Origin of the sequence: Micromonospora sp. CPCC 205539, assembly GCF_036906815.1 — a bacterium.
Taxonomy (GTDB): domain Bacteria; phylum Actinomycetota; class Actinomycetes; order Mycobacteriales; family Micromonosporaceae; genus Micromonospora.
The window spans coordinates 96,792-111,289 of the sequence record NZ_JBAKHW010000021.1; the positions used below are offsets into that span (position 1 = coordinate 96,792).

14 protein-coding genes are annotated in these 14,498 nt (G+C 69.9%); 9 read left to right on the forward strand and 5 right to left on the reverse strand.

Going from position 1 to position 14,498, the window contains the following annotated elements; genetic code table 11:
* Positions 1-118 precede the first annotated feature (118 nt).
* Positions 119-871 (forward strand): GH25 family lysozyme, encoded by a 753-nt coding sequence (locus V6V47_RS19940; RefSeq protein ID WP_334629796.1) that lies wholly within the window; start codon positions 119-121, stop codon positions 869-871.
* 86 nt (positions 872-957) lie between these two features.
* On the opposite strand, the gene V6V47_RS19945 is transcribed toward V6V47_RS19940, so the two are convergent.
* Together V6V47_RS19945 and V6V47_RS19950 are read right to left on the reverse strand one after the other, a co-directional pair.
* Positions 958-1,200, reverse strand: a complete 243-nt coding sequence (locus V6V47_RS19945; protein ID WP_334629797.1) for a hypothetical protein — start codon at positions 1,198-1,200, stop codon at positions 958-960.
* Positions 1,201-1,282: 82 nt separating this feature from the next.
* Positions 1,283-3,268 carry a serine/threonine-protein kinase gene (locus V6V47_RS19950; RefSeq protein WP_334629798.1) on the reverse strand — a complete coding sequence of 662 codons (1,986 nt, stop codon included), beginning with the start codon at positions 3,266-3,268 and terminating at the stop codon, positions 1,283-1,285.
* Positions 3,269-3,358: 90 nt separating this feature from the next.
* On the opposite strand from V6V47_RS19950, the gene V6V47_RS19955 reads away from it, so the two are divergent.
* The 6 genes from V6V47_RS19955 (at position 3,359) to V6V47_RS19980 (ending at position 8,373) form a co-directional block, all read left to right on the forward strand.
* Complete coding sequence (locus V6V47_RS19955; RefSeq protein ID WP_334629799.1) at positions 3,359-3,553, forward strand: acyl-CoA carboxylase subunit epsilon; 195 nt, start codon at positions 3,359-3,361, stop codon at positions 3,551-3,553.
* 89 nt (positions 3,554-3,642) lie between these two features.
* Positions 3,643-4,101, forward strand: coding sequence for a hypothetical protein (locus V6V47_RS19960; protein ID WP_334629800.1), 459 nt, complete (start codon positions 3,643-3,645; stop codon positions 4,099-4,101).
* Positions 4,098-5,489 (forward strand): hypothetical protein, encoded by a 1,392-nt coding sequence (locus tag V6V47_RS19965; RefSeq protein ID WP_334629801.1) that lies wholly within the window; start codon positions 4,098-4,100, stop codon positions 5,487-5,489. Before V6V47_RS19960 ends, V6V47_RS19965 begins: the two co-directional genes overlap by 4 nt.
* A gap of 107 nt (positions 5,490-5,596) precedes the next feature.
* Positions 5,597-6,640 (forward strand): S8 family serine peptidase, encoded by a 1,044-nt coding sequence (locus V6V47_RS19970; RefSeq protein ID WP_442934270.1) that lies wholly within the window; start codon positions 5,597-5,599, stop codon positions 6,638-6,640.
* A gap of 414 nt (positions 6,641-7,054) precedes the next feature.
* Positions 7,055-7,723, forward strand: coding sequence for a Maf family protein (locus tag V6V47_RS19975; protein ID WP_334629803.1), 669 nt, complete (start codon positions 7,055-7,057; stop codon positions 7,721-7,723).
* Complete coding sequence (locus tag V6V47_RS19980; RefSeq protein ID WP_334629804.1) at positions 7,720-8,373, forward strand: O-methyltransferase; 654 nt, start codon at positions 7,720-7,722, stop codon at positions 8,371-8,373. Before V6V47_RS19975 ends, V6V47_RS19980 begins: the two co-directional genes overlap by 4 nt.
* A gap of 201 nt (positions 8,374-8,574) precedes the next feature.
* Here V6V47_RS19980 and V6V47_RS19985 read toward each other — a convergent pair whose 3' ends face one another.
* From V6V47_RS19985 to V6V47_RS19995, 3 genes are all read right to left on the reverse strand, one after another.
* Positions 8,575-9,330: an ABC transporter permease gene (locus V6V47_RS19985; RefSeq protein WP_334629805.1), complete on the reverse strand. Its 756-nt coding sequence runs from the start codon at positions 9,328-9,330 to the stop codon at positions 8,575-8,577.
* Positions 9,331-9,353: 23 nt separating this feature from the next.
* On the reverse strand, positions 9,354-10,313 hold the full coding sequence (locus tag V6V47_RS19990) for an ATP-binding cassette domain-containing protein (protein ID WP_334629806.1): 960 nt from the start codon (positions 10,311-10,313) through the stop codon (positions 9,354-9,356).
* Between the two features lie 121 nt (positions 10,314-10,434).
* Positions 10,435-11,046: a PadR family transcriptional regulator gene (locus tag V6V47_RS19995; protein ID WP_334629842.1), complete on the reverse strand. Its 612-nt coding sequence runs from the start codon at positions 11,044-11,046 to the stop codon at positions 10,435-10,437.
* A gap of 147 nt (positions 11,047-11,193) precedes the next feature.
* On the opposite strand from V6V47_RS19995, the gene V6V47_RS20000 reads away from it, so the two are divergent.
* The gene (locus V6V47_RS20000; protein WP_334629807.1) at positions 11,194-12,942 is read left to right on the forward strand and encodes an acetyl/propionyl/methylcrotonyl-CoA carboxylase subunit alpha; all 1,749 of its coding nucleotides are present in this window, start codon (positions 11,194-11,196) and stop codon (positions 12,940-12,942) included.
* A gap of 107 nt (positions 12,943-13,049) precedes the next feature.
* Entirely contained in the window at positions 13,050-14,489 is a 1,440-nt protein-coding gene (locus V6V47_RS20005) for a GuaB1 family IMP dehydrogenase-related protein (RefSeq protein ID WP_334629808.1), read from the forward strand.
* Positions 14,490-14,498 lie beyond the last annotated feature (9 nt).

The following is a 14,498-nucleotide window of genomic DNA, read 5'->3' on the forward strand; positions in this document are numbered from 1 at the left end:
GGTCTGTTCAGTAGCACAGCCGTCACTCCCTGATGAAGCTTTCTTCTACCATGCTTGCGATCAAGGGCAGTTATCTCCAAAGATGAATATCGATGAACCGACGTCTTTGGAGGCAGCCATGGCCCGTACCAGATCACCGCTGCGCCGCGTGCTCGCGGCCGGCCTCACCGTGCTCGCCGCCGCTGCGGCGACCGTGGTCGCGACCGCCGGCCCGGCGGCCGCCGCCACCACGCCCGGCGTTGACGTGTCCCACTACCAGGGCAGCATCAACTGGACGAGCGTCCGCAACGCCGGCATCCAGTTCGCCTTCATCAAGGCGACCGAGGGCACCAGCGTCAAGGATTCGAGGTTCAACGCGAACTACGTCAACGCGTACAACGCCGGGGTGATCCGGGGCGCGTACCACTTCGCGCGACCGAACATCTCCGCCGGCTCGACCCAGGCGAACTACCTGGCTTCCAATGGTGGCGCCTGGTCGGCGGACAGCCGCACCCTGCCGGCCGCGCTCGACATCGAGGCCAACCCGTACAGCGGGGGTTACTGCTACGGGCTGAGCACCACCGGGATGCGCAACTGGGTCCAAGACTTCCTCAACACCTACCGCTCCCGCACCGGCCGGTACGCGGTCATCTACACCACCACGAGCTGGTGGAACCAGTGCACCGGCAGTTGGACGGGCCCGTGGGCGAATCACCCGCTCTGGCTGGCCCGCTGGTCGAGCACGCCGGGCGCCCTGCCGGCCGGCGCACCGGTGTGGAGCTTCTGGCAGTACACCAGCACCGGAGCCGTCTCCGGAATCAGCGGCAACGTCGACCGCAACTACTGGAACGGCGACCGGAGCCGGCTCATCGCGCTGGCCAACAACACCTGATCGATCGGCGGTTGGCGGCAGCGGGATCGACGGTCACTCGAAAGTCGACAGTCGGTCCGGCTGCCGCCACGCCACCGGTACGGCGGTCAGGCGCGACGCCGATTCACCACCGGCACCCGGACCGGCGATGCCACTGTCCCCTCGCGGGCCAGATCGACCCTGCGGCCCAGCCGCCAGCCACCCACCGCCAGACCCGTGACCGTCAACACCCCGAGCAGCGCAACCATTGCCGGCACACCGGCGGCGACGAGCAGCAGGACGAGGTCGCCGAGCGCGACGAGCATCCACAGTGCCAAGCGGGGCTTCGCCGCCTTGCGTCGGTAACTCATCGGTCGTACCTCCTTCCGTCGTGAGGTACTGGTACCCCCGTCGACGCAAGGTCATGCGAACAAGGCTCGCACTAGTTGATTTTCAGTTCTTGCGGTCGGGCACGAAGCCCGCGGCGATCCGGTTGAAGTTCGGCACGTTGGCCTCCCAGTCCTTCGCGGCGACCTCCCAGCGCAGGGCGTAGCCCCGGTTGGTGGCGGTCACGAAGCCCCGGTTGCGGACGTGGATCCGGGTGCCGTCGCGGGTCTCCAGCCAATCCCAGTCCGCGCAGGTCCGCCAGAAGTTGCATTTCTCGATGCCGAGCTTCTGGTAGTCCTTGACGATCTTGCGGCGATCACCCTCGATGCTGTTCCAGTCGGCGTACGCGTCCTTCTTCGGCGTGGAGGTCCACTGCACGAGCAGCTCACCAGGCCCGTTGGTCTGGTCGAAGACGATCGTGTTGTCGCCGACGTCCTTGCGCACCCAGCCATTGGGCAGCGGCAGGGAGAAGCCGGTCGGGTCCTTGTGCAGCGTCCAGCCCGCTGGCAGCGCGTTCGGGTCGACCGACGGCGTGGCCGAGGGCGTAGGACTGGGCGCACCGGTGGTGGGCGGGGGCACCGCGGGCGCGGACGTCTGCGCCGGCGCCGACGTCACAGCCGCACCGGTCGGCTTGGCCTGCGGCGTATCACCGTCGCCCTTGGTCAGCAGCGGCACGATCACCACGAGGCCGATCAGCAGCAGAGCCACCACGGCCCCGATCAGCAGGTTGCGTCGGGTGTTGGTCGGCTTCGTGCCATCCGACAGCGGCACCGGCGCGCGCCCCGTCGGGCTGGTCTGGGCCGGAATGACCGACGTTGGAGTGGTCGGCGGCCTGCGCTGCACCGGCGGCAGCGGCTCGACCGCCGGACCGTCGACCGCGGTCGGCTCGTCGTCGGCTGTCGTCGTACCGTCGACGACCGTGTCGCCCGAAACCGTGACGCCCGCGGCGGGCTCGGCCTCCGACGCGGACGGCTCGTCGATCGTGGCGGCCGGCTCGGCCGGCACCTTCGTGGTCGGGTCGGCCTCCGGACCGGCCGGCACGATGGCCGTCGGCGTGGCGTCGACGGCGGAGACCGAAGCCACCGACGGCGCCGGGGGCGCGGGTGGGGACACCGGCTTGTCGGTGGCGTCCTCGGCGGGTCGCGGCGCCGGCACGAGCGGCGGGCGCGGCTCGCGCGGGCCGTTCGGCCCGGGCCGGCGTACGCCATCCAACAGCGAGATGCCGCGAGCCCGCTTGCCTCCGGCGCGGCGCAACAGACGTTCCGCCACCTCGGCGTTGATCCGCTCGTTCGGGTCCTTCTGCAGCAGGCCGTTGAGCACCGCCCGCAGCGGACCGGCGTTCTTCGGCGGCGGCATCGGCTCGGTGGCCAGCGCCGCGAGGGTGCCGATCGCCGACGGCCGAGCGTACGGCGATTTGCCCTCGACCGCGGCGTAGAGCGTGGCGCCCAGCGACCAGAGGTCGGCCTCCGGCCCGGCGGTGCCGTCCCGGGCCCGCTCCGGCGAGATGTACGCGGGCGAACCCAGCACCATGCCGGTGCGAGTGACGTTCGGGTCGCCCGGGATGGTGGCGAGACCAAAATCGGTCAGCACCACGCGGCCGTCGTCGCCGAGCAGCACGTTGCCGGGCTTGACGTCGCGGTGCATGACGCCGGCCTTGTGCGCCGCGTTGAGGGCACCCAACACGCCGAGACCGATCTCCACCGCCCGCGCTGGTGACACCGGCCCGTCCGTGGCCAGAGTGTCCTGCAACGACTTCGACGCCACGTACTCCATGACGATCCACGGGTCGCCGTCCGTGCGGAGCACGTCGAAGATGCGAACCACGTTGACGTGGTTGAGCCGGGCGATGGCCCGCGCCTCACGCAGTGAGCGCTCCCGCATCTCGCGGCGCTCCTCGTCGGTGAGGCCGGGCGGGGGCACCAACTCCTTGATGGCGACGTCACGGTGCAGCACCTCGTCGCGTGCCTTCCACACTCGGCCCATGCCACCCTGGCCGAGCGGCGAAAGAAGCCGGTATCGGTCAGCGACAAGTTGGGGGAGCGGGTTCGACATCGGTGAGACGGTACCCGGCGGGTCCGACCCTCACACCGCCGGCACGCCACTGTGCGCTCCGCGCAACTTCGCGCCGCGTACCCTGGCGTCATGTCTGCCGAAGAGCCGCTGTTCCGGGTCGTCCGCGGCGTGCCCACCGCCGAGGAACTGGCCGCACTGGTGGGGGCGATCATCGTCCGGTCCCGCCCGGCCGCCGCCCCTGAGCGCGTGACCACGTCCGCCTGGGCCCGCAGCGGCCGACCGGCTGGTGCGGCCGGATGGCGCTCCGCCGCACTGCCTCGCTGATCCGACCCGCCGCACGGGGGGCTGCCAGGGTCGCTCTGAGCCGTTAACCTCACTGAGGGAGACGGTGCCGTGACAGGTAGGGAGGATCGATGATCCCCGAAGAGGACCGGCCAGCGCCCTGGCTGCGCAACTACGGCGGCATCGAGGCCGACATCCGCCAGCTCCGGGAGTTCGCCGACCGACTCGCCGCCGAGGTCGAGAGCAACTACGCGCCACACCTGTCGTACATCGCCGACGACATGTCCGCCAAGCTGCCCAATCCGTGCGACGCCTTCATCGAGCTGGTCACCTTCCTGCACGCACACCACGAGACGCAGCAGGCCACCACCGACATGGTGTACGCCGTCCGGGGCGCCACCGGCCACCTGGCCGCCGCCGCCGACCGCGTCGCCACGCAGTACGCCGACAGCGACGTCTTCTCCGCCGCCCGCGTCGTCGACGTGCAACAGGCCCTCGCCGACCCGCGCACCGCCCTGCCCGGTGGCCCGACGCCCACGCTGATCGACCCGACCGGCCCCGACAGCGAAAGCCCGGTGGTGCTGCCATGATCGAACGGGGCAGCGGCCGCACGTCCGGCCTCACCGACTGGCAGCTCATGACCGTCGACAACATGTGGGCCTGCCTGCAGGACCACGACACCGCCAACCACTGGAAGCAGGTCGCCGGCTGGCGCAAGGTCTGCGACCTGGCACAGATCCACCTCGGCCGGCTTCAGGAATACCGGCGCGGGCTGGCCGAGGCATGGCCGCCAGAGACCAGCGCCGCCTCCGGCGCGTACCTCGCCGAGCTGGACGAGCTCATCGACAAGGTGCGGCACACCCACGATGCCGCCGCCGCGAACTACACCGCGCTGTCCGCCGCCACCCATGCCATCGGCACCACCCGAGCCGAACTCCGCAAGGTCTACGAGGAGTACGCGACCAAGCGCCAGCAGAAGCAGGCGTACGACGCCACGGTCAGCGACCCGAAGGCGGTCATGGGCAGCCGCGTCACGGAATCACCGGTGACCGACGCCGAACTGGAACGGCTGAACGTGCAGGCGCGCGGAATGATGTTCAACCTCAGCGGCGAACTCCAACAAGCCCAAGCCACTCTCCGTCAACCTCCGCCAAGGCCGAGAGCTAATCCAGGCATCGACCAAGGCGACCCGGACGTGTACGGCGGAACTTCTGCCGCTCCCGTCATCCCTCCCATCGTCTCAGTGCCGCTCCCAACGTCATCGGAAACCCGCTCAGGTTCGGCTAGCAAGTCAGTGCCGGCACCGACTGCGCCCGGCCTTGGTCCAGTGCTTGGCGGGATAGGCAACGCAGCAACCCCCGGCCTGACAAATCCTGGCCCGCCGATTGGTGCCGCGCCACCAACGACACCAGGCCCAACACCTGGACTCGGGGTACCACCGTTCTCTCGGGCTGCTCCTGCACGAGGAAATGCGCCAGGGGCACCACACGGCCAGCCCTACCCTTTAAATCAGCCTGGCAGCGCAACGGGCGCTAATGGGAATCCTAATGCAAAACCGCGACCATTGCCTCCTGGTGGCCTAATTGGCGGAGTCCCAGGAATGGGACTTAGCCAACCAGGAGGTGGAGCAAGCCCCCCTCGCCGCATCAACCCTGTGGGAGGCGTAATTGGCGGTGGCGGTGCCGGCACCGGACCCACAGGCGGGGCGGGATCCCGTCCAAGGAGCGGACGTGGCGCAACTGCCGTGCACGGACTTTCGCCGATGGGCTCCGGCCCAATCGCCAGCAGTGGCGCCGGCGTATCCCCCGGTGGTCAGTCATCCTTGCGACCCGATGGTCAAGAAACGCTCAGCGACGATAAGCGCCGCTGGGATCCCGACCAGCCGTGGAAGGTCGACGAGGGCGTCCCCCCGGTTGTTCAACAGTCGGACGAAGAAGGGCCTATTGACCCCGGCCCGGCCATCGGTATTGATCGTTGATCCTGCAGACCTTCGGGGTAGCGCTAGCTGGCTCATGCCTGGCGTTTGCACTGGGCCCGTCTATCCCGGAAAGAGTGCAAGGCGACCCTGATTTCGCTGGGACCGAAATGGTGCGCAAAGATCAGTGGCACTTAGGCTATCTCGGCGTCAGCGAGGCGCAGCAAATTAATCGCGGCGATGGAGTTGTTGTAGCCGTGCCAGACACCGGTGTCGAACCGCACCCTGACCTACGCGAGAACCTCTTGGCCGGCACCGACATTCTCTCCGCCGGCAGTAGCGATGGTCGACGAGACGAGAACAGCCACGGCACTGGAATGGCTGGATTGATCGCCGCGCACGGGCAAGGCGCAAATGTCGGCGCACTAGGCATCGCCCCGGGGGCGAGAATTTTACCCATTCGAACCAGTCTAACCGATCAAGATGGCGATAGCGATAATCTCGCCGCTGGAATCGAGTTTGCCGTCAGCCAACGGGCTGGTGTTATCAGCGTCTCCTCTGTCGCGGGGCCAAATACCCGGCTGCAACGCGCTGTCGAAACAGCCCTGCACGCAAATATCGTTATCGTTGCAGGGGCGGGCAACGCACCACGCGACGGATCTGTCGGCTTCCCCGCCGCGTACCCCGGGGTTATTGCTGTCGGGGGAATCGACCGGAGCGGGAATCACGCAGCGGTCTCAGTAACCGGGCCCGAGATCGATGTGGTCGCACCCGCCGTCGACATCTACAGCACCAGCATTGACGGCAAGTACCGCAGAGGCACCGGCACCTCCGACGCGACCGCGATCGTGGCAGGGGCAGCGGCCCTGATCAGGTCCAAATATCCGTACCTGCCTGCCCGTGAGGTGGCGCACCGACTCACCGCCACGGCCATCGACAAGGGGCCGCCCGGGCGCGACGACGAGTACGGCTATGGCGTGATCGATCTTGTAGGGGCGCTGACTGCGGACGTACCCCCGCTGGGTTTTGAGTCAGTGAGCGCGCCGGCCGGTGGTGGCTCAAGCACGACGGCCGGTGCTCGGCAGGGCGAGGACGGCAGTGCGACCGTGCGTGGCCTGGCGACGCTTGGGGTGATCGTCGCCGCCGGGGTGGGATGGGCGCTGGTACGGCGGCGGCGTCGTAGAGACGATCCGCCGCCGCGAATCAGTCACTGACGGGCGGCAGCACGCTGATCGACTCGACGTCAGTGATGTTGGGGTATCGGCGGCGGTGGGATGGGCCGACATCAGCGAAGTCGAGTCGATCGAGGACATGCGGCGGGTCGGCGGCCGAATGATCGACTCGGGTTCGGCGATCTGGGGGTGTCCGGGCGGGTGGGACAGCCCGATATCCGGGGATCTCGAGTCGATCAAGGCCCGAGCCAAGCCCGCGCCACCCGAGCCAGGCGCGAGCCAGGCCCGCGCCACCCGAGCCAGGCCCGCGCCACCCGAGCCAGGCCCGCGCCACCCGAGCCACGCCCGCGGCACCCGCGCCGCCCGCGCCAGCCACGACAGACACCGGGCGAGGCCGACGCGGGCAACGCCGGCGGGTGAGGGTGGTCAGGGTCTTTTGCCGGTAACGTCGGTCCGGTGTCTGCTTCCGTGCCGCTGCGCCTCGTGCTCGCCTCGGCGAGCCCTGCCCGACGTAAATTGCTGCAAGCCGCTGGGATCGAGCCGGATGTGCTGGTCAGCGGGGTCGACGAGTCTCTGGTGGTGACCGATCGGGCCGAGGATCTGTGCCTGGAACTGGCTCGCCTCAAGGCGCAGGCGGTGCTGACCCGGCTGAGTCCCGCCGCCGACCAGCGGACCTTGGTGATCGGCTGTGACTCGGTGCTCGCGTTCGACGGGGAGATTCTCGGCAAGCCGGCGGATTCGGCGGACGCCACCCGACGCTGGCAGCGGATGCGCGGGCGCAGCGGTGTCCTGCACAGCGGGCACTGCCTGGTCGACGTTGGCGCTGGTCGGCGGGCGGAGGCGGTCGCCTCGACCACCGTCCACTTCGCCGACATCAGCGACGACGAGATCACCGCGTACGTGGCCAGTGGTGAGCCGCTGGCGGTGGCCGGGGCGTTCACCATCGACGGGTTGGGCGGGCCGTTCGTGGAGCGGATCGAGGGTGATCCGAGCACGGTGGTCGGGCTCTCGATGCCGCTCCTGCGTCGCCTCCTCGCCGAACTGGGCCTGCAGATCACCGACCTGTGGACAAAGATCGCGCCGGGCGGCCAGTCGGTTGAATCGCTCGGTAGCGTGCGCTCATGACCACCAAGTCGATTCCACTCACCGAGGAACTGCACGCGTACCTGGTTGCGCACGGTGCCCCGCCGGACGAGATCATTCAGGATCTGGCCGAGGAGACCCGCTCGCTGCTGCCCGAGCACGCCAGCATGCAGGTGGCTCCGGAGCAGGCCGCGTTCCTGACCTTCCTCACCCGGCTGCTGGACGTTCGGCAGGCTGTCGAGGTGGGCACGTTCACCGGGCTCTCGTCGCTGGCGATTGCCCGAGGGCTGCCCGAGGGCGGGCGTCTGACCTGCTTCGACATCTCGGATGAATTCACCGGCGTCGCCCGGCGCTACTGGGCTCGGGCCGGTGTGCAGGACCGGATCGAGCTGCGCATCGGCCCGGCCGGGGACACGCTGCGGGAGCTGCCGAACGAGCGTTACCTGGACTTCGCGTTCATCGACGCGGACAAGACCGGCTACCCGGTCTACTGGGCGGAGCTGGTGCCCCGGATGCGCCCCGGCGGCGTGATCGCCGTCGACAACGTGCTGCGCGGCGGCCGGGTGATCGCACCGCAGAACGAGGGCGACCGGGCGATCGCCGCCTTCAACGACGAGGTGCTGGCCGACGTGCGGGTCGACCCGGTGATGCTGCCGGTCGCGGACGGCCTGACCCTCGCCCGGGTGCGCTGACCACCACGAGCCAGAAGCAGAACCGCGCCGCAAGCCAGACGGACGCAACACCGCGCCACGAGCCGGACGCAACACCGCGCCACGAGGCCGGACGCGAGACCACGCCACGAGGCCGGACGCAAGACCGCGCCGCAGAGCGCCCCTTACGGCACGGGAATCGGGGTGTCCTCTACTGAGGACACCCCGATATCGCGCAGCAGGTCAGCGGACGCTGCGAGCGAATTGGCGGGCCGCCCAGACGACCCCCGCGACAGCGAGAACCGCGGTGATGGTCAACCCCTGCCAGACCTTGTCGTTGCCCAGGTCGCCGGCGAAGAGCGCACGGGTGCCGTCGACCGCCCAGGAGAACGGGTTCCAGTCGGCGACGCCCTGCAGCCAGCCGGGGGCGTAGGTCAGTGGCAGCAGGATGCCGGAGAGCAGCAGCACCGGCTGAGCGACCGTGTTCATGAGTGGAGCCAGCGCGTCCTCGCTCTTGACCTTGAGCGCGACGCCGTACGAGACGGCCGAGGTCATCAGCGCGATCAGGGCGAGCATCAGGTACGCCAGCAGCAGGTCCCCGATGTACACCCGCAGGTCGAACAGGAGCGCCAGCAGGGTGATGATGACCGCCTGCACCATGAGCGAGACCACGTCGCGCAACGAACGGCCGAGCAGCAGGGCGAGCCGGCTGACCGGGGTGACCCGGGAGCGTTCGATGACCCCGGCACGCAGCTCGGCGATCAGGCCGAAGCCCTGGAACAGGCCACCGAAGATGGCCAGCAGCACCAGCAGACCGGGCACGAAGATCTTGTAGGCGGCGGCCTGGGTGGGCGCGTTCAGCGCCGGCTTGAGCAGCGGGGCGAAGAGCAGCAGGTACATCACCGGCTGGAAGACACCGACGAAGACCCAGACCGGGTTACGCAGCAGCAACTGGATCTGGCGCTGGAAGATCAGCCAGGTGTCGCGGGCGAGTTTCATGACGATTCTCCTGTGGTGGGTGCTCAGGACTCGCGCAGCGAGCGGCCGGTCTTGGTGAGGAAGACGTCGTCCAGGCTGGGCCGGTGCAGCTCGATCGAGCGCAGCTCCAGCCCGGCGTGGTCGAGCCTGCGCAGCACCTGCGGGATCGCGGTGGCGCCCTCGTCGACGTAGAGCCGCAGGCCGCCCTCGTCGGCGGTCTCCAGCTTGTTGACGTACGGCTCGGTGTCGAGCACCTCGGCGGCCTGCGGGGTGGCCGCCAGGTCCAGGCCGATCAGCAGCACGTCGCCGGAGATCTCCCGCTTGAGATCGGCCGGGGTGCCCTCGGCCACGACCTCGCCGTTGTCCATGATCGCGATGCGGTCGCAGAGCGCGTCCGCCTCGTCCAGGTAGTGCGTGGTGATGAAGACGGTCATCCCGTCGCTGCGCAGCCGCCGGATCTCGTCCCACATGTGCGCACGGCTCTGCGGGTCGAGGCCGGTGGTCGGCTCGTCCAGAAAGACGATCTTCGGCTCGTGGATGATGCCGAGTGCGATCTCGACGCGTCGGCGCTGGCCGCCGGAGTAGGTCTTGCACTTGCGGTCGGCGTACTCGGTGAGTTGAAAGGCGTCCAGCGCGCGGGCGGCGCGGCGCTGCGCGTCGGCCTTGCCGATGCCGTACATGCGGGCGTGCAGCACCAGTTCCTCACGGGCGGTGGACTCGTCCCAGGTGCTGCCGCCCTGCGGGACGTAGCCGATGCGACGGCGCACCTCGGCCGGGTCCTTCCGCAGGTCCGCGCCGGCGATGGTGGCTTCGCCGCCGTCCGGCTCGATCAGCGTGGCGAGCATCCGCAGCGTAGTGGTCTTGCCGGCGCCGTTCGGGCCGAGGAAGCCGAAGATCTCGCCTTCGGCGACGTCGAGGTTGACACCCCGCACGGCGTCCACCGTCTTCGTCTCTCGACCCGCGCGGGAGCGGAACGACTTCCGCAGCCCCCTGGTCTCGATCATTTCTGCTCCTGGTCGTTCGGGCCGGTCGAGCCGGCCGTCGAGTGGGACGACGCCGGACGGCGCACTCCCCCGCTGTGCCGCCAGCAGGCTAACGCGATATAACGCCTGTAGTCAACGTTGATTATTTCGCAGCGAAGCCGGGCGGCTCCCCGCCCTCTCGCCACGCAGACCAGCCCTCGGCGTTCTCCAGCTCAGCAGGCAGGTACGACACACCGGACTCGATCCGATCCGCGATCCGCTCGCACCAGCTCAGCTCGGCCTCGGCCCGCTCGGACCAGAGCTCGAACAACCAAGCGACGTGCACCGGCTTGCTCTTGCGTATCCAGTCGGACTCCAACGAGCCCCGCATCGAGGCGACACTGGCGCGCAACAGGTTGGCCCGGTTCCGCAGCGCCGCCGCCGCCTCGGGGCGGGGCAGCGCCGGCAGGAAGCCGAACGCCGCGGAGAACGGGTCCAGCGGCTCCGACAGGCCCCACCAGAAGCCGCGCAGCACTGTCTGGAACTCGTCCTCCCCCACCGCTGTCACCTCGTACGTCGTGCGCGCCGGACGAGCGCCGACCTGTTCGGTGGCAACGGCCCTGAGCAGGCCTTCCTCCGTCAGCTTGCGCAGGGCGTGGTAGATCGAGCCGGGCTGCACGTTCGCCCACTTGTCGGCACCCCAGCTCAACAGTTCGCGGCGCACGTCGTAGCCGTGCACCGGCTGCATCCAGCGCACCAGACCGAGGATCATCATTCGAGTCGCAGACACCCCCCAAGCGTAATAGGCAAGTTTGACTAAAGCGCGGTGGCGCAGTGCGGCATCCCACACTGAGCGATCGTTAGGGTCGTCTGGGTGGCCGATACACTCCCGGTCAGTAACCTGCCGGGAGGAGCCACGAAGGTGCGAAAGGTACTCATCGCCAACCGCGGCGAGATCGCCGTGCGGGTGGTCCGAGCCTGCCGCGACGCCGGCCTGGGCAGCGTCGCCGTCTACGCGGACTCCGACCGCGACGCGCTGCACGCCACTCTGGCGGACGAGGCGTACGCGCTCGGCGGGGACAGCGCGACCGAGACGTACCTGCGCATCGACAAGTTGCTCGACGTGGCCACCCGGGCCGGCGCCGACGCCGTGCACCCCGGCTACGGCTTCCTGTCCGAGAACGCCGACTTCGCCCAGGCGGTCATCGACGCCGGGCTGACCTGGATCGGCCCCACCCCACAGGCGATCCGCGACCTTGGCGACAAGGTCACCGCCCGGCACATCGCCCAGCGCGCCGGCGCGCCTCTCGTCCCCGGCACCCCCGACCCGGTTGCCGGGCCGGACGAGGTGATGGCGTTCGCCGTCGACCACGGCCTGCCGGTCGCCATCAAGGCCGCCTTCGGCGGCGGCGGTCGCGGGCTCAAGGTGGCCCGGACCATGGAAGAGATCCCCCAACTGTTCGAGTCGGCCACGCGGGAGGCGGTTGCCGCGTTCGGCCGGGGCGAGTGCTTCGTCGAGCGTTATCTGGACCAGCCGCGGCACGTCGAGGCGCAGGTGTTGGCCGACCAGCACGGCAACGTGATCGTGGTAGGCACCCGGGACTGCTCGTTGCAGCGGCGGCACCAGAAGCTGGTCGAGGAGGCGCCCGCGCCGTTCCTCACCGACGCCCAGCGGGCGCAGATCCACGACAGCGCCAAGGCGATCTGCCGCGAGGCCGGCTACCACGGCGCCGGCACGGTCGAGTACCTGGTCGGCGCCGACGGCACCATCTCCTTCCTGGAGGTCAACACCCGGCTCCAGGTCGAGCACCCGGTCACCGAGGAGACCGCCGGCATCGACCTCGTCCGCGAGCAGTTCCGGATCGCCGACGGTGACAAGCTGCGCAGCACCGAGGACCCGACGCCGCGCGGGCACTCCATCGAGTTCCGGATCAACGGCGAGGACCCGGGCCGCAACTTCCTGCCCGCTCCGGGCACGGTCACCGCCCTGCGGCTGCCCACCGGCCCCGGCGTACGGGTGGACACCGGCATCTCGGCCGGCGACGTGATCGGCGGCAACTTCGACTCGCTGCTGGCCAAGGTGATCATCACCGGTGAGACGCGGACCGAGGCGTTGGAGCGGGCCCGCCGCGCGCTGGACGAGATGGTGCTCGACGGGATGGCCACCGCGCTGCCGTTCCACCGGCTGGTGGTGCGGGACGAGGCGTTCACCGCCGAGCCGTTCACCGTGCACACCCGCTGGATCGAGACCGAGTTCCACAACACCGTGCCGCCGTTCGCCGCCGCCGCCGGCGCCGCCGAGGCGCCGGCCGACCGCGAGACCGTGGTGGTCGAGGTCGGTGGCAAGCGGCTGGAGGTCAGCCTCCCCGCCGGCTTCGGCGGGGGTACGACCACCGCGCCGCCTGCCGCCCGTAAGGCGACCCGACGCGGCGGAGCCAAGGCCGGTGCCCCGGTCGGCGGCGACGCGCTCACCTCGCCGATGCAGGGCACCATCGTCAAGATCGCGGTGGCGGACGGCGACACGGTGGCCGAGGGCGACCTCGTGGTGGTGTTGGAGGCGATGAAGATGGAGCAACCGCTGCACGCCCACAAGGCGGGCACGGTCAGCGGGCTCACCGCCGAGGTCGGCGCCGTGATCACCGCTGGCGCGGCGATCTGCACCATCGCCTGATCCGCCTGGGCCCTTCTGGACGATATGCCCCTCGGTGCGAGCCTCGGCGGGGGTGGTTTGCGGCACCGACATGGGCGAAGGTGGCCGGGGGCGGGAATGATGGCCGGGTGCGGTTCCTAAACGGCGCGGTTCCCGCGCACGACCTGACCTACACCGACGTCTTCATGGCGCCGGCCCGCTCCGATCTGGGCTCGAGGCTCGACGTCGATCTGTCCACCGGCGACGGCACCGGCACCACCATCCCCCTGGTGGTGTCGAACATGACCGCGGTCGCCGGCCGGCGGATGGCCGAGGCCGTGGCCCGGCGGGGCGCGATCGCGGTGATCCCGCAGGACATCCCGATCGAGGTGGTGGCGACCGTCGTCGCCTGGGTCAAGCAGCGGCACCTGGTCTACGACACGCCGATCACCCTGGGCCCGACCGACACCGTGGGCGACGCCATCCACCTGCTGCCCAAGCGTGCGCACGGTGCGGTGATCGTGATCGACGAGGCGGGGCGCCCGATGGGCGTGGTCACCGAGGCGGACACCACCGACGTGGACCGGTTCGCCCAACTCCGCCACGTGATGTCCACCGAGCTACACACCGTCCCGGCGGACGCAGACCCGCGTACCGGCTTCGACCTGCTCTCGGCGGGCCGGCGCCGGCTCGCTCCGGTGGTGGACGCCGACGGCCGGCTGATCGGGGTGCTGACCCGGCAGGGCGCGCTGCGGGCCACCCTCTACACGCCGGCGGTGGACAACCGGGGTCGGCTGCGGATCGCTGCGGCGGTCGGGATCAACGGGGACGTCACCGGCAAGGCCGCCGCGTTGCTGGAGGCGGGGGTGGACACGCTGGTCGTGGACACCGCGCACGGTCACCAGGAACGGATGATCTCCGCGCTGCGGGCGGTCCGCAAGCTGGACCCGGGGGTTCCGGTGGCGGCCGGCAACGTGGTCACCGCCGAGGGCGTACGCGACCTGGTCGAAGCGGGCGCCGACATCATCAAGGTCGGCGTCGGCCCGGGGGCGATGTGCACCACCCGGATGATGACCGGCGTGGGTCGGCCACAGTTCTCCGCCGTCCTCGACTGCTCGGCGGCGGCCCGACAGCTCGGCCGGCACGTCTGGGCCGACGGCGGCGTGCGGCACCCGCGCGACGTGGCGCTCGCGCTCGCCGCCGGCGCCTCGAACGTGATGATCGGTTCCTGGTTCGCCGGCACCTACGAGTCCCCCGGCGACCTGTACACCGACGCGGACGGCCGGCGGTACAAGGAGAGCTTCGGGATGGCCTCGGCACGGGCGGTCAGTGCCCGTACCGCCGATGACAGCCCGTACGACCGTGCCCGCAAGGCGGTGTTCGAGGAGGGCATCTCCTCGGCCCGGATGTACCTGGACCCGGCCCGGCCCGGCGTCGAGGACCTGATCGACGAGATCATCGCCGGGGTGCGCAGCGCCTTCACCTACGCCGGCGCCCGGGACCTCACGCAGTTCCACGAGCGGGCGATCGTCGGCGTCCAGAGCGCCGCCGGCTTCACCGAGGGAATGCCCCTCCCGACAAGCTGGTGACGCCGGGGC